Genomic DNA, 20,880 nt, shown 5'->3' on the forward strand with positions numbered 1-20,880 from the left:
CATGGGCGGGGAAAGGAGTTCTATGTCCACTATTTCACTTCTCGGTCTCGATCTCACCGTCAAACAGGACGGAACGGTCACTCCCCCTGCGATTCACGGCCTCACGGTGAACGCTTGGGTCGTGCACATCGCCGATAAAAAACTCAGGGCCGACCTCGAACTCCAGGTCCAAGCCTCATCCACAAAGATCATCATGCGCGCCACGATGCATGTTGTGAAAAACGGTGGTACCTGGCGTCTCGAGGATGGCGTTCCAGAATCTATCAGTCGCCTGACGATCGAGCAAAATGGCCAAGGAAGCGGCACCCTTTCGCTCTCCGTCCCCCCGCTGCAACTCGCAGGCAATGCGACGGCAAAGAATGCAGTTACCGTGAAGGGAGGCTGGATCGGGCAAAGCTTTGGCTCGGTGGCAACCCACATCCTGAAGCCCAGCGAACTACCCTTGGAGATAAGTCTGGAGAAGGGCCGAGCCGTGCCCAACCTCGGCGCGATGTGCATCCAACTGGAAGAAAATTTCTGTGCCGCGCAGACAGGGATCGTCGCTAAGCGTCCGGACGGTATAACAGCATGGTTGTTCAAGCGCAGGCATATCTCTCGCGCGCATACTCTCAATCTGTCAGCCACCATCGGAACATTGCAACTCGAGTTCGATTCGCAGCCGGCCAAGTTCGGGTTGCCGCTCAATGCGGATATCCACGACCGGGCAGCCGCTGTGTCTGCCGAAAATCCAGTATGGGTTCCGATTCGGGCGGATAACTATCGGCTGATCACCGATCTGGAGCGCAACGGCAGCGGCACGATTTTGTCGGCCGCCACCTTGGCCGGATCAGGCGGAGCCGGTGGCCCGACGATGACACTGTTCGGGCTTTTGTCGGCAGACAACAAACCGATCGAAGTAGAACTGAGTCAGCCGCTGTCCTTGTCGGCCAGACTGCATCAAAACAAGCAGATTGGCTCATTGCTGGTCGCGGCGTCACTTCCCACCGACAAAGGTGTTCGCGTCAAGCTGGCGTGCGGAGCGGTTCACGGCTTACTCGCCAAGGCGCGCGTAGAGTCGAAAGGAGTCGCCCATCTCTGCTGTGAGCATGAAACGCAATCCCACGCGTTCCCCGGCGCAGTGTTTCCGCCTGTCGCATCGCGGATGCTGCGCGATGTCACGTTGCCGTGGATCGAGTTCGATACCTGTCTTGAGCACCCCAAGGCGGGCGATGCTTACACGGCGGGCTCTGAATCTGTAGACGTCTGGAAGTTCGCGGACGGCAAGATTGGCCTCGCTTTAATTGCGGACAATCTCGCTCGTCACGCGGTAACCACAACGAACGATGTCCGCCAACTGTACTACGCCCACCTAAATGCTCGCGCCGCCACGTTGTCGCATCAGCTGGGTTCTGCCAGGCACGATACCTCGCTAATCGAGAGTCCGGCGGGCGGAGTACAAAGGATGACGCTAACGCAGCTCTTTGCGCCAGAAACACACTCCGCGGTAACAGTCGCGGTCGCGTCCGTGAACGTTCAGGCAGACGGTTTGCAGCCCGCAGCCTATGAGGTCATTCGCGACTATGGCTTGTTCAAGGTTGAGGTAAAAATTCCAGCGGGAAAAGCGCCCGACTACCTGATTCTCCGAAAATCAGGCACTGCCGACTTCATAATCCACCCGCCAGCCAAACCCCTTGCGCCAGACTCGCACCGATTCCCTGAGTTGAAATTCGAAATGCCAGTGGCTCACGATGAGCCCGCAACCGATCTTCCGCTCGCCGTGTTGAAACTCAGTGAACGCTACTCGCTTAAAGAAATTTTCGAGCGAGAAAGCCTTGGTCTCAAGCCAGTTCGCGATCTCGAAATTCAAGGGCGTTCAGCAGACTTTCTGAACGACGTGGTCGATCACCCCATCAAAGCCAAGGCCTGGCTCGGACTCATCCTCTTCAACCTGGATTTCGTTTTTTCCGACCATCCAGTCATTCGGTCGTTGCTGCCCGCTCCTCCTCCAGGCATCCCCCCTACTCTCCGCTTCCGCTACCTCGCCCTTACTCCGTCGAAGTCAGGCGATGAGAGCGGCACCAGTCTTAACGGACGGGTCTGGTACCAAAACCAAGAGGATCCGAAACTGCCTGCCCAGAAGGACGACGACGATGAGACGACCTACAGGTTCGATTATGTCGACGCCTTGTGGCGCGACAGTCGGCTCGTGCGCTTCGATGCCGGAGCAACGCTTTCTTTCCAAAGTGTCTTCGGTATGCAGTACCCAAAACATAAGGGGCAGCCCAAAGATTGGAGGAGTGTCAAGCTGCGTGGACGCCTGGAAGTTCCCCCCAGGAACGAGGGGGAGCCGCGTATCCGTTTCAGGGGTGAGATCGAACAAGAGATCGCACTTCTTGAGCCACGCAACCCGCCCGGCCTCATTGAACAAATATGGTTTAAAGGTGCGGAAGTCGTTTACGACCCGGAAAAAGGAGCGCGGATCGATTTTGATGGAGACATCAAGCTTGGCAAGCTTGATCTTGATCCAAAGTTCAACGATTTCTTCAACGTCGACTCGGGGGGTAACGGACGGATCTCATTCGAGAGGCTAGGCATCGGCCTGCCCAAAACAATGAGCCTGGATCTCAGCTGGCTACGGATCAGCTACCCCGCCATCAAGCTCGACGTCAACGTTCCGCATTTTCAGTTGTTCAACCTGCCGCAGCTTGCCCTCAAGATCCGCCGCATTGGAGTCGATTGGGAGAATAAGTTTGGGTGGGAAAAGACATTGGTTCTGAAAGGTTGGAAGGCCGCCGATCCAAAGCGCATCTTCCTCGTCGACATTCGCCTCACCGCCGCCGATCTGCCGGAACTGGCAGGCAAGCTTTTCGACAAACTGAACCTCGACTTCTCGCTCGGCCTTGGACAGGTGCTGTCGGGACCCGATTTCGGCTTCTCGCCCGACGCTTTACAGATCGGACTCTCCGCCGCCGGCTTCGATAATTTCCATCTTGATCTCGCCCGCATCCTCGAACTGCATATCACGAAGCTGGTGCTCGAGAAGAAAACCTACAAGGACGGCATCGAAACGCCATGGATCATCATGGAAGGCGTCGAACTGAAGATTCTGGATAAAACCATCCTCTCGGATCTCACGCTTGCATTCTTCTCAGTGCCGAAAACCGGACGCCGTGGATTTGTCTGCTTCTTCGGTAACCCACTGGATGGAACAGCGAAACCTGCGCCACCGGGGAACAACTTCCTGGACTTCTCCTGGCTACTCGTCGGTAACAATTTGACGCTGAATAAAGCGCTCGCGAAGGACCTGATCAGCATTGACACCGATATCAGCGAATGGAGTTCTTCGGACGAAACCAGAACCAGCATCGCGAAAGCGATTCAAGACGAAAGTATCTTCCCGCTCGACATCAACCAGAATGCGGAGCCTTGGTTGTTCGCCGCCGGCTTTTCGGTTCTGAAAGGTCTTCTGGACGGCAAATTCCTATTCCAGGATCGGGCTTTCTACGGCCTGATGTTGCGCGGCACGCTGTTCGATGAATGGTTCGGCTACCCCTTCGCGATTTCCTGCCTCTATTTGAAGCGCGAGCGACCCGAGGAAGACAGCTTCATCGTTTCCTTTACGGTGCCAGCGGTCCAGACAGGCTCGTTTCGCTTCATGGGCGGTGTGGTGTCGGTCGAGATCGCAGCGAATGGCAGCTTTGTACTCGATGTCGGTTTCCCGTGGACGACACCCAACGGAATACGTGCATGGAACCGGACCTTCGGCGCTATCTGTACGCCGTTTCAGGGTTCTGGCGGCCTCTACGTTCGATATCGCAAGACAACAGACGTCCACACCACCGACAAATACCTTATTTTCGCCGGTGGCTACGCGCTGCAGGCGGGTCTGGGAGCGAGCTTTGGCGGTGGGATTTTCGAGGTATGGGTGAGAGCGGGGATTTACGTCGTCGCCGAAGGCGCCGTGGTGCTCGACCTTGACAACAAAGCTCTCAAAGGGCTTAGGCTCGTCGGTGCAGTCGGAATTCTTGTAGAAGGTCATGGGTCGCTACGCTGGTGGATCATCTCGGCGCATGTCTCCGTGATTGCTCAGGCGGAAGCGCGTGCAACCCTTCTCTGGGGATTGGATCCGGAAAACGTCAACCTCCCCAGAGTTGACGATGTCGCTTTACAGCTGGACTTCATGCTTTCCGCGCGCGCGTCAGCAAGTGCCTGTATCGGCTCAGGCTGGTTCAAGGTTTGCCGCGGCATCAGCACTTCAATCTCGATGCCATTCAGGCATCGCCTCGTTCTGAGGTAAACAATGAGCCGCCCTCTTCTTCTGATCGCCTCAGACCTCTTCTTTGCCGACTGGGGGAGCCCTGCCAGAGGCGGGTTGTGGCTCTCTTTCCGGCCGCATGTGATCATTGGCGACGTCAACCATCCCGATGCATTCGAAGAAGACTTCAAGGACTGGATCGTCGCCGGCCATACCGGCAATGACGTCGACTACAAGATGGTCTCGGAAGTCGTAGTGCCCCCCCCTCCCGCACGCTTCCAGCCGGTTACGTTTCCCAGCGATGTGGACATAAAAGTTGCCATTCAATACGACGGCGGAGCGTGGTCGGAAATCGACATCGTTCAGCGGTCGAAACGCCTGAGCGTCGTCGATCCCGACGGGCTTTACGAATTGAATAAACCTGGAGTCGACGGCGAAGGTGAGAACAAAATCGAGTCCGAACCCCCTCAGCCTCCGAAACAGGGGAAGGCGTTTGCCTATGGTTACATCGAGAGTCTCAACGATGCGCTGAGGAAGAATGCGCCGCTTGAGACCCTAGCTGACGAGATGATGCGCGCTCAGACACTCGGTCGAACATTTCTCGCGACTGATGCGATGATCGCGGGAGTGTCGACAGACACAGCCATCATTCCGATTGTTGCACCACAAAAAGGGGTCACGGCCGCAAGCCTTCATAGTCTGCTTGGCCATACATTACGCCTGGGGGCACGATCCGACCTCGCGAAACTGAAAACCGTCACCGACCTCAAGATCACGCTCGAGAGCGCTGGTGTGGTATTGAAAGAGTTCCGTTTTTCAACCCTCGTTACACCAGGGCAGGACAGCATCGCAAGCTTCTTCGCCGCTCTCGATACACAGTTTCCCGGCAAGGTGGACCTGAACTGGATGCCGGATCTTGCCAGGCGCATCTACGTAAACGACGGGCTGACGACGTTTCCCTATCGCGCCGCCGGAGAATGCTTCGTGCGCCGCCGCGAAGCCGCGCCCGGCATGCCCGAGAATGACCTCTCTCTGGCTGATGTCCGGCGCTTGAGGGTCGATGTCCGTTTGCCAGACCAGTTGAGCGCTCGCACGCCATCAACTGCGTCCGGGCTCTCGGTGATTCCGCCTCTGCTGGAGTTTCGGCCATTTGTTGCGCTGCAATGTCGGCTGCGTCTCTATCGCGGTTTCCCCAAGACAGCTGGCCCGAGTGGTTTCGCGCTCATGCGCCTGATACCCCATGCCGAGGATCGTGCCGATTTCCTCGCGGAACTGAATCGCGTGATACACGGCTTGGATTGGGCCGCGCAACAGACGAGGCTACACCAGTTCTTCATCGATGAGGTTGACTGGGAGAACGAGAACGACCGTCCCTTAAGCGAAAAGCCCCAGTTTGTCTTCTGGGGAGAGCTGCCTTGGGATGCTATCAACGGCGATGCACTGCCGACACTGCTGTTCTTTGTAAAACCAGAAGCGGACGCCGACTTGAACGGCAACGGGGTCACGCTACTTATCGGCAGATCCACACGACTGACCGCACTGCAGCGTTCTGCTGATCCGCCCTATTGGGAGACTCGATATCCGATACCTCCTGGAGGATCGAATAACAAGGAGGAATTCCATCGTCTCAAACTTGTCACTCCTGTGCCGAAAGACGAACAAAAGTACCTGATTCCGTCGATAGGATTGGCGGGGGACATCACTTTCCACTTCGCCCAATCGTCAAGCCGTGTCGAGGCCGTGGCAAAGGTCACTTACCCACTCATCCACGACAAACACGAGGCGATAGAAACGGTCACGCCGTCCGAAGAGTTCCAGGACGATCTTGTGAGTTACGTCAATTTGCGGCTTTCCGGCCATGTTTCAAGTGAACCGGTTGAGGATCTGACCGGCCGAGGAAACCTCTATCCTGTCTATCAGGAGGACTTTGCGAACGCGAAGTGCCGATTGCACACCTATCACTTTTCGACGGCAGCCAGTGCGATGACCACCGATGGAAAGGAATTGGATCTCCATTCGATTCCAGACCATTTCAAGGCGCTGTATGACCGCGCATCATCGCAGTCTACGGCCTACACCCTGTCACCGCGTCTTGCCCACGTACTCGGGCCGGAGCTGGATGGACACAACGACATCTCCGGTGCGACGCAGGTCATGCTTCCAGACCTCCACGTTGCGCGCCCGCTCGACTTTCCCATCAACATGGCCACGACTGTCAGCACCAAGGTTGAAAGCGGCACGAGTCAGGAAGCACTCAAATTCCTGACGGTAAGATTCTCGAGCCCGGCAACCGCGCCATACACAGAGGACGAGGTCGCCACACTGATTTTCAGACAACGCTTTTTGAAAGCGAATAACGTCGGCGCGAACACTGATCGACAAGCACTTTTTGTCGAGGCCTGGAATGCGGTGGCCGAGCTTTGCGCGGCGGACAAGATTTTTCTCGCCCCTTACCTCGTCCGCTACGATTTCCGTTCCGGTCTTGGCCGGGAGGGCAAGTTCAGGTTGGGAGATTCCCTACAGCCGGTGGCACGTGGCCAATTCGCTCATGACATCAAGACAGCGGTGCAGAGCAAACTCTCCAGGCTCTACAGCATTCCCAACGACGCCATCCCGGAAGATGATCTGGAACTTCAGGTGGTAATGAGTCGTAGCGGTGACGCGAACCGCATCTACCGGCTTTCAAACGCGGTCGAGTTCCGGCTCGACATCGAGCGGCCGGCGGAGAAAATTCCCGTCGGGGGGCCGTCTTCCTGGACCCTGGTGCGTCTTCTGACCACGAAAGATGACGGTGAGCCGTTGCCGTTGGACGACACTTACGATCATGAAGGTCGCTTGGTGCGCAACGTCGACACAACGGACCCGGATGATTCGCGGATCAAAGCAGGGTTCGCAGACTGGCTTGGCAATCTCAAGAATCGATCGGATGGCATCGACGCAGACAGCTCGGAAACGGCCGAGACACGGGTTTTTCGCAGTCTTCTTGGCGGAAGCGCGGCGAGTAGCGCTGATACCAGGCTCTCGCCGCAAGATGTTGTAGACGTTGACGACTGGATCGTGCCCGAGGGGCCGGTTGACCCGGCACCAGGCAAAGCACAAGTCACATTGATGCCGATCGGATTCCGGCCACTCCAGTTTCATCCCCTCTTTGGCGCGAAAACCGACACGATGTACCGTCGTTACCTGCAGTGGATTGGATGCCTGATCAACTGCAGCAACATAGAGCTCGCAGGGGCCAACACGGCGCCAGACTGGTCGCAATACTTCAAGGCGCTTTATGATTACGGGCAGGATGCTCACGGCTATTCAGCACTTATGGATAATCTCGCCGCGCTGGCGTGGCCGATGCACGATCCGGCTTGCGTCGACCCCCAGGACAAGCCGATTTTTCCAACAGCCATTATCGATCTGGCGCGAGCGACGGCGACCGGGGGTGTTGTCCGGGCACAGTTGGTCACGCGTATCGCAATGGACTTCAAACGCGATCCAAGCGTATTTTTCGACTCTAAAGCCTATCTCTACTCCTGCCTCGCCGGTGATGAAGCGGCTAACAAAATGCTGCCCGCAAGTTTCTTTCGAATGTCGGCTTCCAGGCAGATCGCGAAAGAGGATGGCCCTACTGCAGCCGTCGAGGATCAGGTCACACTTTCTGTGTCGGAAAGTTTTTCCCCAAATGTCGAGCAGTTCGGCTTCCTCGAACCCTTGTCTGATCGCCGCTATGACGATGAATTTACAGTGGCCGTGCCGGTGCTTCAAACCTTCGAAGCCATCATCGACAAATCGATCGGCCAATTTGATAAAGATTCACCGACCGTTGCGATTCCCATCGCGCAATGCACGATCCCGAATGGGGTCATGGGAGCGGCTACCCAGCCTTCCATTTTCCTGGCGTCGCGAAAACGAGTCGAGATGCCTCAACTGCTAGCAGCGCTCCCAATCAAGATTGAAGAAGTGCCAGGCTGGACCAATCTCGACAGGACCAAACTATTCGGCCTCACGGCGCTTAAACACGGCCGACTGGAGGATAAAGACAAGGATGAGAACAACGCGTACCGCTGGATCGGCTCCTCATTCCCTGCCCCGCTGAGCAATCGTCTCGACGATCCGATGGTCGCCCTCATCATGACGATCGAAGGCGACGAAGAGACGCTTATGGAAAGCCTGAACAGCGATTCCCTGCGAATCAATCTCGACGTCGTAATGCCGGATCAACCTAAAAACTCCAACATGGCCCAGAAGGCCGAAAGCGATTTCGCCAAACGGCTATCGGACACCATCGATTTCAACAGAGCCAAGGACGATTTCGATCTCGCAATATCGCCTGACATCTTCATACAGATGAGTAAAAGTGCTCTGCCTGCAACGATTCCGTCGCTACAGGAAAGCGAGAAGTGGCTCACACTCAATTTCAAGACTGCATCGACAGGCAACACAATTGAAATTGATATTGTCCCCAACGAGTGGCCGCACAAGGATGGAGGGGTGACAGCCCATTTACTGCGCAATGACGCAGACGCGGCCGCACGTACGTTGGTCCTGATCGTTCTTGCAGAGCTACCCGTATGGCGCAGTTACCAGGTTGAAGCGCTGCAAACCCGTAACTCGATGACTGCGGGCAGCGCTGCACCGGGGCGCATTTTTGCTCCGGAGTTCGGGATGAGCAGCGAACAGCTTTCGAACACGGATCCACTGTCAATCGAAGCGGTGGTCGATGTTTATCAGAACGAGTCCATTGAATTGGCTGCCAGCTCGCTTACCGTCGAGCAACTCGTCTCAGAACTCCTGCTTACGGAACACGACTTCACAAACGACAACGGCCTCAACGGCCGGCGGGCCATCCTCACGAATGACAGCGAGTGGCGATCACACGATCTCAGCATCACGATATCGCACGAACAGCGTGTCGAGACACCACAAGCCTACTTCAGGAGCGATGGAAGCGAGGCTTCGTCAGTTGATGTGGCGCTACCCGCGAATCGCCCATTGTTTCCATTCAGGAACGTCAATATCGACAAAGACGGGCCGGTCAATCAATTGCGCGATTGGTGGGTGCCGGGGGTCGTCGACTATCAAGTCGAGTTTCACTGGTCCTCAACAACCAATCTTCGTTTCTTTAGCATCAAAGGAGTAAGGTGCCGAATTGAACCGTAACTGCGCCGCTCGCACTGAATTTCCCGCGCGCGCCGAATCCCCCTGTCATGTTTTAGGGAGCCAATCTGTTGCATCGACCGGTTGAATCCACAGCCAATAGCGGTCATTCATGAACGGCCGCTTTCGGGCGTTCGTCCGAAGGCTGTTTCAGCCCCAAAGCCCCGCAGTCCCCAGTTCGGTCACTGGGACTGCAGAGCGAAATCATTCCAGCGCTGATCAACGAACATCCAAAGCTCTATAGGCGTGAACCCAAAGTTACTTACCCTCCTCGCTACAGTTCGGTGAACTGTGAGTTGCGCAGAACATATCTTATCCGAGGTGCTATTCAGTGCGTCGGCCACCTGTTCTTTGAGTGCCTGATCGATTTAAAGCATAACGTTCGGACCTGGGGCGAACCTCGAGTGGAATTTCCTACGCGCCCCCCTTTTTCAGCCTTTCCAGAAACTACGCGCGACCAAGGCTCCACCGAGAGCCAGTCGTTTTGTAGGGGTAAAAACGCCTTAAAAATAAAAAAGGGGTCGCGAGATAAAATCTCGCAACCCCTTGAATTATATGGTCGGGACGGAGTGATTCGAACACTCGACCCCTAGCACCCCATCTCCTTTTTCATACTTCTTGAAAGCTTCCAAAATTTTACTCTGGATTTTTCTAAGCTAGTATTTACTTGAGCTCCAGCGGTGTTCTGCTCTAAAAAAGTCCAGTAACGTCCATCAAGAGCCGACACTTTTGTGGGGGTAAAAGTAGGGGGAGTCCGTTTTATGGCCAAAATCACCATCAAAGAACTCGAGTCGCTGACCGCCAATGATGTAGGCCGAATACTCAGGGAGGATGGCAATCTCGCCGGTCGAATCTCAGTCCGCAAGGACGGTGTGTCGGTCAGCTTTTTCTATCGGTATCGGTGGGGCGAGCAGAACAAAGAGTACGCCTGCGGAACCTGGCCCCGAAAATCCCTTACCGACATCCGCAAGGCGCGTAACCAGGCACGCGCGCTTATCGATGAGCAAATCAATCCCAACGAGCACAAGAAGGCCGCCAAGGTACAGGCGCACGCCGCGGCTACCGTAGAGGCCGAACAGGAAAAGACGCGCAAGGCGCAAATACTGACCGTCCAGGATCTGGCCACGGCCTGGCTGCTGGATGGCGTCGCGCGTAAAGACGGCAATGCCGAGTTGCAACGACGCTTTAACAAGGATCTTTTGCCAGCACTCGGTAGAACAGCGGTGAACAATGTTTCCGAGCACGATGTTCGGGCGCTGGTCCGGGCTGTGGTCAACCGCGGCGCTCACCGGCAAGCCATCAGCTTCTTCGCCGACCTCACCCAGATGTTTAGTTGGGCGAGAAAGCGCCAACCTTGGCGGGCGTTACTGGTTGAGGGTGATCCGACGGAACTGGTCGAGATCTCCCCCTTGATCCCTGCCGACTACGAAGCCGAACGAAGTCGGATCCTTTCCCCGCCGGAGCTGTTGGAACTGCACAGCCGCTTCCAGCAAATGACCGCCGATTACAACGCCCTCCCCGCCGGCCAAAAGTACGGCGGTATTCGTCCATTAAAGAAGGAAACGCAGCTCGCGCTCTGGATCAGCCTGGGCACCTTGTGCCGGATTGGCGAGTTGCTGCAGGCCGAATGGAAAAATGTCGATCTGGACCGGCAGACCTGGTTCCTCCCCAGTGAAAACGTCAAAGGCACCCGAGGCAAGAAACAAGACCACCATGTCTTCCTCTCCCCCTTCGCCCTGCATTTCTTTCAGGAACTCAAGACCCTCACGGGCGACTCTCAGTGGTGCTTTCCGAACAAGCAGGATGATGGGCATGTGGACCTGAAAGTGGTGAGCAAACAGGTCGGCGATCGCCAGGCCCGATTCAAAAACCGCAAGGCCCTCTCAAGACGGCGTCACGACGACACCCTGGTCCTTGCCGACGGCCAGAACGGTGACTGGACGCCACATGATCTGCGCCGCACCGGCGCGACCATGATGCAGGCCTTGGGGGTCAGCCTGGACGTCATCGACCGCTGCCAAAACCATGTGCTGGCCGGTTCGCGGGTGAGGCGCCATTACCTGCATCACGACTATGCCGAAGAGAAGAAGTGTGCCTGGAACCTGTTGGGCGACGGGCTCAGTGCCGTGCTGTCCTCAACCTATGAGCACACGCCGAACGAGTCGATGCTGTCTTTTCCAGCGTACGCGGCGACAGGGTCGCGACACCCTCATAGATGAACCGCATCCAGAGTTCTCCGGATCTCAATATCAGCAATAAGTTCGTGCTGTGGCTCAGCATTCGCGCTCAACCGACGGCCGATTCTCAACTCAAGAAATGATAGGTTTCGGTCAACCAAGGAAGTAACGGATTCAGTTATGTGTCGGCAGGCTCGCGAGTCAGGCGCCATCACCGTGAGATTCACGAGAGGATCATGGAGGTCCACGAAATCACTGGTTATCGCCCTGGCACTTACGTGGAGCGCGAAATTTTGAAAAAGGATGGCCACACTAAGGCGCGAAGTGTCGGCCCCCTAGAAGATCGTATTGAGGGGGCACTGGGATGGTTTGATCGATCGTATCGCAACGTTATCGAAGAAGGCCAATGGCGCAAGCACCCATCCTTCGAGGAATACGGGGCCATGATGGTCCCGTACATCGAAGATCTGCTTCCCGAATTGGCTCCCTCTCTTGCCCAGCGCTACGGTCGCACTCCTGGCGTGATCGCCCACGGCCAGGCCAACTGGCCTCTGAAATAGCATGCAAACAGAGCCCAGCTTCGGCTGGGCTCTTTCGTTATGGAGGGATATGGGGCAGCTTTGGGCCGTTCTCTGCCGGCCATAGCCAGCACAAGCTGGGGTGGATTATCAATGTTTGACCAAACCCACCAACCAACGTATTGACTCAATGCCCTTTGACTTTCCTAATGCGGATCACGATCAATGTAAGAATTGCGATCGTTATCGGTGTCATGGCCAGCATCGCCTCTCGCGGGGTCATCGAGACACCAAGCACATGAAGGCCTGAATAGCCCAGTTTTAGCAGGCTAATTAGATAGTACGTAATCGCGATAATAGACAGACCTTCCACTGCATGCTGGATCTTGATCTGCGCATCGGCTCGGGCATTCAGGCTTTTGAGTATTTCCGAGTTCTGTTCCTCCATTTCCACCTGAACTCTTGCCTGCAGCAAATCACTTAGGTTCGCTACGCTCTTTGCAAGGTGCTCCAACCTTTGTTCGGTAGCAGCGCAATATCTGACGGTGGGTTTGAAGCGACGCTCGATAAATACGCCAAGGCGTTGGCAGTCGCCCACATGACTTTCGCGTAATTCCCCTAAACGTTCGAACACCAGTTGGGCGTAAGCTTGTGTGGCACTGAAGCGCTGGCGGGACTTTGCAGTGCAGCTAACCACTTGCGCGGATAGATTGGAAATGTCTGCAAGCAGCGCTTTCGCATTGCTGCCCTTGGGGTCTGCGTTGCGTTCAGAAAGGACCACGAGCGTCTCGTCAAAAACATTCAATTGAGCGGTTAAGTTCTTGGCCATGGTCAGAGATAACGAAGCCATCATCCGGTAGGTCTCGATTTCCAGAAGACGGCGAATCATTCGGCCTTGTCGATACGCATTGAGGCGTCGGTTGACGAACAATATGCGGTTGTTACCCGCCTCGTTGATTCGAAAATCGCTCCAGACCACCGCATCGCCCCCACCTACGCATGAGCCACAAGGATCTTTGAATCCGTAACGAGGCAAATCCAGCCCCGCTTCACGTCGCACTACTATTTGGACCGAATTGATCAGCGTCGATAAATAATTGTCGATCTTCTGCGCCAGTACCGCAGGCATCGTCGTCCAAGACGGATCATTGCAGGATGTCGTGGAAACCAAAGTTAGGGTGAAAAATTCTGCATGGCGTTCCCATTTCAACGCACTGCCATCGAACTGAGTAATACCTTGAGCAGCATTGAGGTCGAGGTTGGAAGGGCAAAGATTGTGGAGGAATGAATTACACACCTCCTCCCTGCCGAGGAAAGCCAGGTGAAACACATGCGCCGGCTCATCAAAATAAAGAGACGGACGTGCGTGTAGTTCGTTGTGAAGGCGTTGTCGTAACGGGTGCATGTCGTGGCCACTTAGGGAGTTGTTTAAGGTCGAACAATCGCTTTGCTCACCCGATCACGGTCCCTGTACTTTGCAAATTTCCCATTGGTCCAGGCAGAGATTTGCCTGACCAAGGAGGGATTTTCCTTTTTCAGAGGAGTCGGTAAGAAGCAGTATTCATTGGATCAAGAACACACCGTCTTGAACCCTTACCACGTTGCTAGACCCAGAGGCCTCAACATCCAGGCAGATTCAAATGGATGGAGCATCTTCTGCAAGGCTGACCGGTACCGCTTCTTGCAGCGCTTTGATCACTGCATTGACTGACGGTCGCCTGGCGGCGCCCTTGGGCACGACCATGAAGATTCTTCGTGTTAGCGGAGCTTTGACTCGGATACACTGGAAGTCCGGATCTTGATAAGTTCGTTGCAGTGTCAGCCTAGGTAGAAGCGTGACTGCGATACCGGTTCGCACCATTTCAAGCGTCGCGGCCATGTTCCTGCAGTTACTAATGACATTTGGTTCAAATCCAGCTGCATGAAACGCGCTATTGAGAAAAGAGTAGTAAGTGGTGGCTGAGGTGTTCATTGCCCAGCGCTCGCCCGCCAATTCGTTTAAATGAAGCAGTTTGCGGTTGGCAAGTCGATGGTTAGAGCTGGTTACTAAATCAAAGTAATCGATACAGAGTGGAAAAAAATCGAGCTTGGAGACGTAAGGTTCTGCGTTGGTTAGATCATCGATAATCGATAAGTCCACCTGATTTGCCGCTGCCGCCTTGACCCCCTCAGAAGGTTCTTGCTCAATCAGGGTTACGTTCAATTGAGGCTGGGATTCCAGTAAGCTCCTGATGGCGTTAGGCACGATACCAACTGCAACAGAACCGAAAGCAGCGATACGAACATCACCTGTAATCTGATCTTTGCCCTGGTCCAGTTCGGCTTCGATTTCATTGACCAATCTGAAGATTTCAGTCGCCCGGTAAGCGAGTCTCCGTCCTACCGGGGTCAATTCGACTGTGCGGCCGGCACGCTGGAAAAGCGTAACGTCAAGCTCTTGTTCAAGCATCGCCAACTGCTGTGATACTGCTGGACGAGTCAGATGGACTGCTTCAGCCACTGCCGAGATGGTCCCCAGCACTGACAACTCCGACAACAGATGAAGACGATTCAGATTTAACATGATGCAGCCCCTTGACCAACGAGCGGCTATCTATATCCCAGTCGACAGTATCGGTCCACCAAGTCCGCGCTCAATGCAGCCGAAGCCTAGGTTTGGTTTTTCTCTGCAGCATTTCCGAAGAAATCTTGAGCAGAGTTCTGTTCACTCCGAACAGTACCCCTTGATGTGCGCGATACAGCGACCGGTACAATAGGCGGGCAACACGTCCCTGGGTCAGTTTCTCACGCCCGATGACACCCACGGCGTTGAATGAAGCGAGCGAAATTAGCGTACCCTTGTCCCGATATACGAACTCCGGCAATGCTCGACCCGCTACAACTTTCTGCAGACTACTGGCCAGAAACTTCGCTTGTTGGTTAGCTGCTTGTGCTCTCGGCGGGACGAATTTTTTATCTTCCCCTGGCATCGGGCAAGCCGCGCAATCACCCAGAGCAAAGATGTTGTCATCGAAGCTGGACTGCAGCGTCGGTCTGACGACTAGCTGATTAATGCGGTTCACTTCCAAGCCATCGAGCTCTTTTAGAAAAGCTGGAGCGCGAATCCCTGCGGCCCAGATTTTGAAGTCCGCGTCGAGTGAAGAGCCGTCGACGAATGTCAGCCCGTTCTCGGTCACCTCTTTCACCGCGACACTGGTACGCACCGAGACGCCCATTTCCTTCAAGCTTCGCGTTACGCGATCGGAAATACGCTCATTAAGGGCTGGTAAGACCCTAGGGGCCGCCTCGATCAGACTTACATGAAGAGACTGTCGGTCCGAGTTACACATTCCATAACTGTTGATAAGGACCATTGCATGATGCAATTCAGCACTGAGCTCCACGCCCGTTGCACCTGCACCGACAATCGCAATACGCAGCGGTGTGGCTACGGTTTCAGCATGAGATCTCAAATGGCGCTGCAGCAGTTTTTTTTGCAAACGTTCTGCTTGGGTGCGGCTGTCGAGAAACAGGCAATGCTCCTGCACACCGAGCGTGCCAAAATCGTTACTCAAACTTCCAACCGAGATCACCAGCGTGTCGTATGCCAGTGTCCGAGTAGCATTCGAGAACGGATCCTTCAGGGTGATCAATTTCTCCGTCCGGCAAAGTTTCGTTAATTGTCCATGCTGAAAGGCGAATCCGCTCCACCGTGCCTGTGCAAGGTAGTTCACTTCATCAGTACCTGTATTGAGTGACCCCGCGGCCACCTCGTGAAAGAGCGGCTTCCAGATGTGAGTCAGATTGGAGTCAACCAGAGTAACGTTGACCTTAGTGTTGCCGCCGAACGCTGTACCCAAGCGCGTAGCAAGCTCCAGCCCACCTGCGCCGCCGCCAACGATCACAATTCGATATTTCATTTTTAGGAACCAAAGCGCGCCAGCCTGCCCGCAACCGCACGCTATTGTGAAAAAAGAAGATGATGGAACCAATGAATTGGATGTACGCCTCAAACACTTTGGCCTAAGGCGTACACACCCCTCAGTTGTACCCCAGGACCGCCACGTCCTCCGCAGAGGCCTCTCGGTCGTCCTGACTCTGGGACACTTGAACACTCACAAAAAAGTTCAGAGGATACATATCAGTTCAACTTTGGCCGCACGATAGCGGCTAGCATCTCGGTCACCGCCAAATGGGTGGAAACCGGAATGCCGTCAACGTTCGCATCCGTCACTCCATTGACCGAGTTGATCAGACCGACATCAACTCCACGGCGTAGCAAGTTCGCTTCCATATCTGCGGTGTGTAGCAGTTTTGGGTTGCCGGTACGCATAGCCATGGCCGCGACAATGGCGTAGCAACCCCAGTTTGAACAGGCAGCAGTCACTAGCACGTCGGTGGCGGTGACAGCGCCGATGCCGCCGCCGCACTTGCAAGAACCCTCGGATCCAAATTTGACCGAACGCTGCACAGCCACATCAACTAGCCCCATGCCGATTTCATTGCCGCCGTCTCCAACAGCTACCGTCCGCATTCCGCGCCTGGATGCTTCTTCAAACACAAAATCGATGCGTGCGCGCTCCATGCCATAGTCAATCCCTCGCATGCTGTAGTAGATGCCGTTACGGTTTCGGCCCACTCGTTCCGTTGAGAACAGTACCGACGGTTGCAGGGTGTCGAGCAACTCGCGTGCGGCCGGCAAGGCAGCTTCGTCAGTAACGGGGAACGACTGCACGCAAACAGTAGCCAGGCTTCGATCCTGTGTAGCAAGTCGGGCTTGTTCGTAAGGCAGTACGGTCAAGCCAGCAGCCGTCAGTACAGCCTCCATAGGCTTGCGTAACGTCTCTTCGATTAACAGAACACAGGTCACGTTACGCGCCAATACCAAGGCGCGGACGATGGCTGCCGCTCCAGCGGGACCGTCGTTCTCACCGATCTCTGGCGAAAGCCAGGCGCGCGATACTGAACCGGTAGTTACCACCACCGTGGAACCTTCAGGTGCCTCCAGCATTGCATCAGCAGCAGCACCCACAAGCGGGCGGCCAATGATTTCTCGGGCCAGCCCGAACAGGTCTTCTACTCCTCGACCGCCCAGATCAAGGGAAATGAGCTGATCCAGTCGATTGTCATAAGCATCGAATTGATTAACAGACATCAACCTTCTCCAAAAATCAGTTTGGCCAGTTGCTGCGGAGCCACTATCAGATCCGCGACCTTGGATAACGCCTCGTCCACTGCCTGCACGACTTTCGCTTGCCCTCCGATACGCTCGACCGAGTCACCCGACGGTTTCAGTCGCAGCGAAATGCGTGCGCCAGGCTGCCCATGGGTGTTCACGGTCAGAATGCCGTAGTCACGCAGTAGTATCATGCCCAGGGCCGAAGTGGCCTCGCATGGCACGATGTTCGTTTGCGTCGGGTTGACACCTGCACGGTTCAGGATGATGCGCATGACATCGTCTTCATGAACCATTGGTCCCAAGTCGCTGGTTTTTACGCAGTCACCGAGCTGGGTCCGCAGCGCCGCGGCCAACGCTTGGCCCGCACGTGCTTCGTCGCGAAGATGCTCAGGCTGGAAACTTTGCAGCGAGCGCAGTACACCTGCCGTGATTGGAGCCCTGGCCTCCATGCCGTATTCGGAGCCTTTGGCAGCGGCAGCAGCGACCAAATCGCGGCGGCCGACCATGACGCCAGCCCTCGGCCCAGGCAAACCGGCCTTGTCACAGTTGGTGACTGTCAGATCAGCACCCAACTTGAGACTCTTGAGCCCTCCATGAAGCACCGTTCTCAAGCGGGCGCCGTAGGCTTCGTCTAAGAAGACGCGGGCCTTGTATTTCTTGCTGTACTCCACAACCTGCAATGTGATGTTGTCGTCAAGACGCTCAAGGCTACTGGTCACGGTGGTGACTACTACCAGTCTCGGCTCGACCGCATCAATGGCCGCACGCCAATCAGACATGCCTTGAACTTCAGTGACGGTGACCCCCGCAAGTTTCGCGCCTCGATTGACGGATGCGTGCGAGCGGCCTCCCTGAGGTACGATCGAGACAACGGCCTTGTTGTCAGCCAGGGAGGCGATGGCAGATACAATGCCCGCACTGGTGCGATTGAATACCGCCACTGCATCGTCGTCATTGCCGCCCAGGTGCTCGATTGCTGCTCTGCGTAGTGCTTCAGCGCATAACCCAGGCCCCACCCATTCCTCGCAGTAAGTGTTCAAATCTTCAGGCCGCACCAAAAAATCACGCTGGTTACCTGTAAATATTCCGACAGACGCAGACCCCATGGTTTCAACACGTTGAGCAGCAACTGCCTGGCCCTGGCGCAGCCGGCGACCCTCGTCCGTGCTGGATCGGATGATGCTGCCTCGCGCAAAACCCACCACCGGATCAATTAGATTGCCGAACGAATCCGTGGGCGCTCCGGTTTGGGCACCTTGAATTGAATGTTTCATATCAAATACTCGTTGAGAGTTTTTACAAAGAAATGCTGATCAGCGCGCTGAGCAGGTGGACGAACGCGGCATGGCCCTCTAGGTCCAGACCATCAACGGCATTCTCTTGCCGTGAAGTAGCCCCATCGCGTGCTCCGTGGCGCACACTTGCTTCAACCAAGTCGCGTTCCATACCTGGCGAATGAATGAGCTCAATCTGCTTACACAGATAAGCAAGGCCGGCAGCCACACCATAAGCGCCCCAGTTAGATACCGAAGCGGCCACTACTACATCCGTAGCTGTGACAGTTACTAAGCCAGACTCGAATCCACCTTTCGACATTCCTTTGAAAGGATGCGCATTGGCAACCGCAGCACGGACGTCACCAAAACCTACCTCATTGCCCCCGTCACCGATGCCGATGGAGAGCACGCCGTTATCCCTGGCTAAATCAGCCAGTAGATAAACATGCCCAACGTCTTCAGGCTGCCGGAAGTCGCCCCTGACACCATGGAAATATCCTTCGGCATTAGGCCCGTCACGCTCTACGAAAATCACCGCTTTTGGCGGAGTCGCGGCAAACAACTCCGCAGCTTCTGATCGACCCGGCCCAAGCCCTTTAGAGAAGGCAACGCAGGTAACCGCAGCGGAGCCTGGCAAATCCGCGTTGATTACGTCCACGCACGCTTGCACTGGAGCAAGATGTTGTTGCTCGGTAACCATGACCACTGAACAGCCCAGCCCCAGGACGAGAGCCCGCGCCAGAACTGCTGCGCCCGGCGGCCCATCGGTTTCTCCAAAAGGCAGGTTAGGTGCGATACCTGCTCCTGTGCAGATGTAAACGGTGTCAGCGGCTCCTACAGTGTTCTTCAGTTTCGAACCGGCCAACATGGAGAGCGGGACGCCATGATGATTTCGGCAAACCTGATAAAGGGGCTCTACGTACCCGGGTGGTAGGCCACCGGACAACGGTCGAAACTCCACTGTCATCAATCTATCAATGCGATCGCCGACCAATAGCTGATCATGGGTGAGAGGGTGGCTATTCATTGATATCTACCTTGTAGGTTTCCTTGATCGAGAACAGGCACAACAACGTGATCGCTGCGGAAGCAACGACGAACCAGGACACAGCCATAGAGTTGCCAGTGGTTGCTACTAACCAGGCCGCAATGATTGGTGTAGGCGCGCTGGAGACGATGCCGGCCAATTGGTAAGCAGCCGAGGCGCCACTGAAGCGATATTTGGTCGGGTACTGCTCGGCATAGACCACTCCGTGCAACGAACCTGTCGAGGCGTGGCCAATACCCAAGCCCAAGGTCAAGGCCAAGGTGATCCACACAGGATCGCCCGTGTTAAGTAGCGCAAAGAACGGGAAAGCATAGAAGGCAAAGAACAGCGCACCGAACCCGTAGACTTTCTTGCGACCGTATCTGTCCGACAGCATGCCGAAGATGGGCTGCATCAGCAGGTCAACAGAAGCACCCACCAGCAATGCCGTCGTGGCTACACTTCGCGGAAGGCCCAACGTGCCAGTGATGTATGTCAGCGAGTAAACGGTAATCAGGAAGTAGCCGACGTTAGCAGCACTCTGTAAGAACGCCATGATGACGGTCTTCTTCTTTTCAAATTTGAGTACGCTCAGCAGTGGCATGTTTTCGGTCTGGCCAGACTTACTCACTTTCTCGAATGCCGGCGGCTCTGACACCTGCAAGCGGATGTACATCCCTATCACCAGAAGTAACAAACTGGCGATGAAAGGCAGGCGCCACGCCCAGCCAAAAAATTGTTCGTCGGGCAGAGAAGAGACCAGTGCGAAGGCTCCGGCCGAAACTAGCAGACCGGCAGGAACGCCCATTTGCATAGTGGCGCCCCAGAGGCCCCGTCGGCCCGGAGGTGCGTGTTCCACGGACATCAGAGCTGCTCCACCCCATTCGCCTCCTAAAGCAAAGCCTTGGATGATCCGAAGCAGAATCAGCAGCGCAGGTGCCCAAAATCCGGCCTGCTCATAGGTGGGAAGAAATCCGATACCCGCTGTGCATAACCCCATCAGCATGAGGGTGAACACCAGAAGTTTTTTGCGTCCCATGCGGTCACCAAAGTGACCAATTACCAGTCCACCAATAGGCCGTACTGCGAAGGCGACGGAGAACGAAATCATCGACATCAATGTCGCCATTTCTGGCGAAAGGTTGCTGAAGAAGACTTTGGGGAAGACAATTGCCGCGGCGGTACCGTAGATAAAGTAGTCGTACCACTCGATGGTCGTTCCGATGAAAGAGCCCCAGGCCGCTTTTACAGAAGTGCTATGCGCGGACTCCTGCTGGGTGCCTGCGGGAACATGCTCTGCCTGTGTATTTATTATCATGGCAACTCACCTCAGGGGTGCGC

General features: G+C 55.4%; 11 protein-coding genes. 4 read left to right on the forward strand and 7 right to left on the reverse strand.

Annotation, left to right across the window (positions count from 1 at the left end; genetic code table 11):
* The first annotated feature begins 22 nt into the window (after nt 1-22).
* The 4 genes from ACEN8Q_RS11720 (at nt 23) to ACEN8Q_RS11735 (ending at nt 12,119) form a co-directional block, all read left to right on the forward strand.
* Nucleotides 23-4,276, forward strand: coding sequence for a hypothetical protein (locus ACEN8Q_RS11720; protein WP_413705228.1), 4,254 nt, complete (start codon nt 23-25; stop codon nt 4,274-4,276).
* 3 nt (nt 4,277-4,279) lie between these two features.
* Nucleotides 4,280-9,385 (forward strand): hypothetical protein, encoded by a 5,106-nt coding sequence (locus tag ACEN8Q_RS11725; protein WP_413705229.1) that lies wholly within the window; start codon nt 4,280-4,282, stop codon nt 9,383-9,385.
* A 758-nt stretch (nt 9,386-10,143) separates the two neighbouring features.
* On the forward strand, nt 10,144-11,601 hold the full coding sequence (locus ACEN8Q_RS11730) for a tyrosine-type recombinase/integrase (protein ID WP_413705230.1): 1,458 nt from the start codon (nt 10,144-10,146) through the stop codon (nt 11,599-11,601).
* Nucleotides 11,602-11,795: 194 nt separating this feature from the next.
* Nucleotides 11,796-12,119: a hypothetical protein gene (locus ACEN8Q_RS11735; protein WP_413705231.1), complete on the forward strand. Its 324-nt coding sequence runs from the start codon at nt 11,796-11,798 to the stop codon at nt 12,117-12,119.
* A 145-nt stretch (nt 12,120-12,264) separates the two neighbouring features.
* Here ACEN8Q_RS11735 and ACEN8Q_RS11740 read toward each other — a convergent pair whose 3' ends face one another.
* The 7 genes from ACEN8Q_RS11740 to ACEN8Q_RS11770 all read right to left on the reverse strand — a co-directional run bounded on the left by ACEN8Q_RS11740 (nt 12,265) and on the right by ACEN8Q_RS11770 (nt 20,857).
* Entirely contained in the window at nt 12,265-13,482 is a 1,218-nt protein-coding gene (locus ACEN8Q_RS11740) for a DUF3422 domain-containing protein (protein WP_413705232.1), read from the reverse strand.
* Between the two features lie 231 nt (nt 13,483-13,713).
* The gene (locus tag ACEN8Q_RS11745) at nt 13,714-14,640 is read right to left on the reverse strand and encodes a LysR family transcriptional regulator (protein ID WP_413705233.1); all 927 of its coding nucleotides are present in this window, start codon (nt 14,638-14,640) and stop codon (nt 13,714-13,716) included.
* A 70-nt stretch (nt 14,641-14,710) separates the two neighbouring features.
* Nucleotides 14,711-15,976 (reverse strand): NAD(P)/FAD-dependent oxidoreductase, encoded by a 1,266-nt coding sequence (locus ACEN8Q_RS11750; RefSeq protein ID WP_413705234.1) that lies wholly within the window; start codon nt 15,974-15,976, stop codon nt 14,711-14,713.
* A gap of 221 nt (nt 15,977-16,197) precedes the next feature.
* A complete protein-coding gene (locus ACEN8Q_RS11755; protein ID WP_413705235.1) occupies nt 16,198-17,211 on the reverse strand; it encodes a glutamate cyclase domain-containing protein in 1,014 nt (337 codons plus the stop codon).
* Entirely contained in the window at nt 17,211-18,509 is a 1,299-nt protein-coding gene (locus ACEN8Q_RS11760; protein WP_413705236.1) for an aminotransferase class I/II-fold pyridoxal phosphate-dependent enzyme, read from the reverse strand. The genes ACEN8Q_RS11755 and ACEN8Q_RS11760 overlap by 1 nt, the downstream gene beginning before the upstream one ends.
* 22 nt (nt 18,510-18,531) lie before the next feature.
* The gene (locus ACEN8Q_RS11765; RefSeq protein ID WP_413705237.1) at nt 18,532-19,539 is read right to left on the reverse strand and encodes a glutamate cyclase domain-containing protein; all 1,008 of its coding nucleotides are present in this window, start codon (nt 19,537-19,539) and stop codon (nt 18,532-18,534) included.
* Nucleotides 19,532-20,857 carry an MFS transporter gene (locus ACEN8Q_RS11770; protein ID WP_413705238.1) on the reverse strand — a complete coding sequence of 442 codons (1,326 nt, stop codon included), beginning with the start codon at nt 20,855-20,857 and terminating at the stop codon, nt 19,532-19,534. The genes ACEN8Q_RS11765 and ACEN8Q_RS11770 overlap by 8 nt, the downstream gene beginning before the upstream one ends.
* Nucleotides 20,858-20,880: the final 23 nt, after the last annotated feature.

The sequence above is a fragment of the Pseudomonas sp. Pseusp16 genome (assembly GCF_047324915.1).
In the GTDB taxonomy this organism is placed as follows: domain Bacteria; phylum Pseudomonadota; class Gammaproteobacteria; order Pseudomonadales; family Pseudomonadaceae; genus Aquipseudomonas; species Aquipseudomonas fluorescens_CD.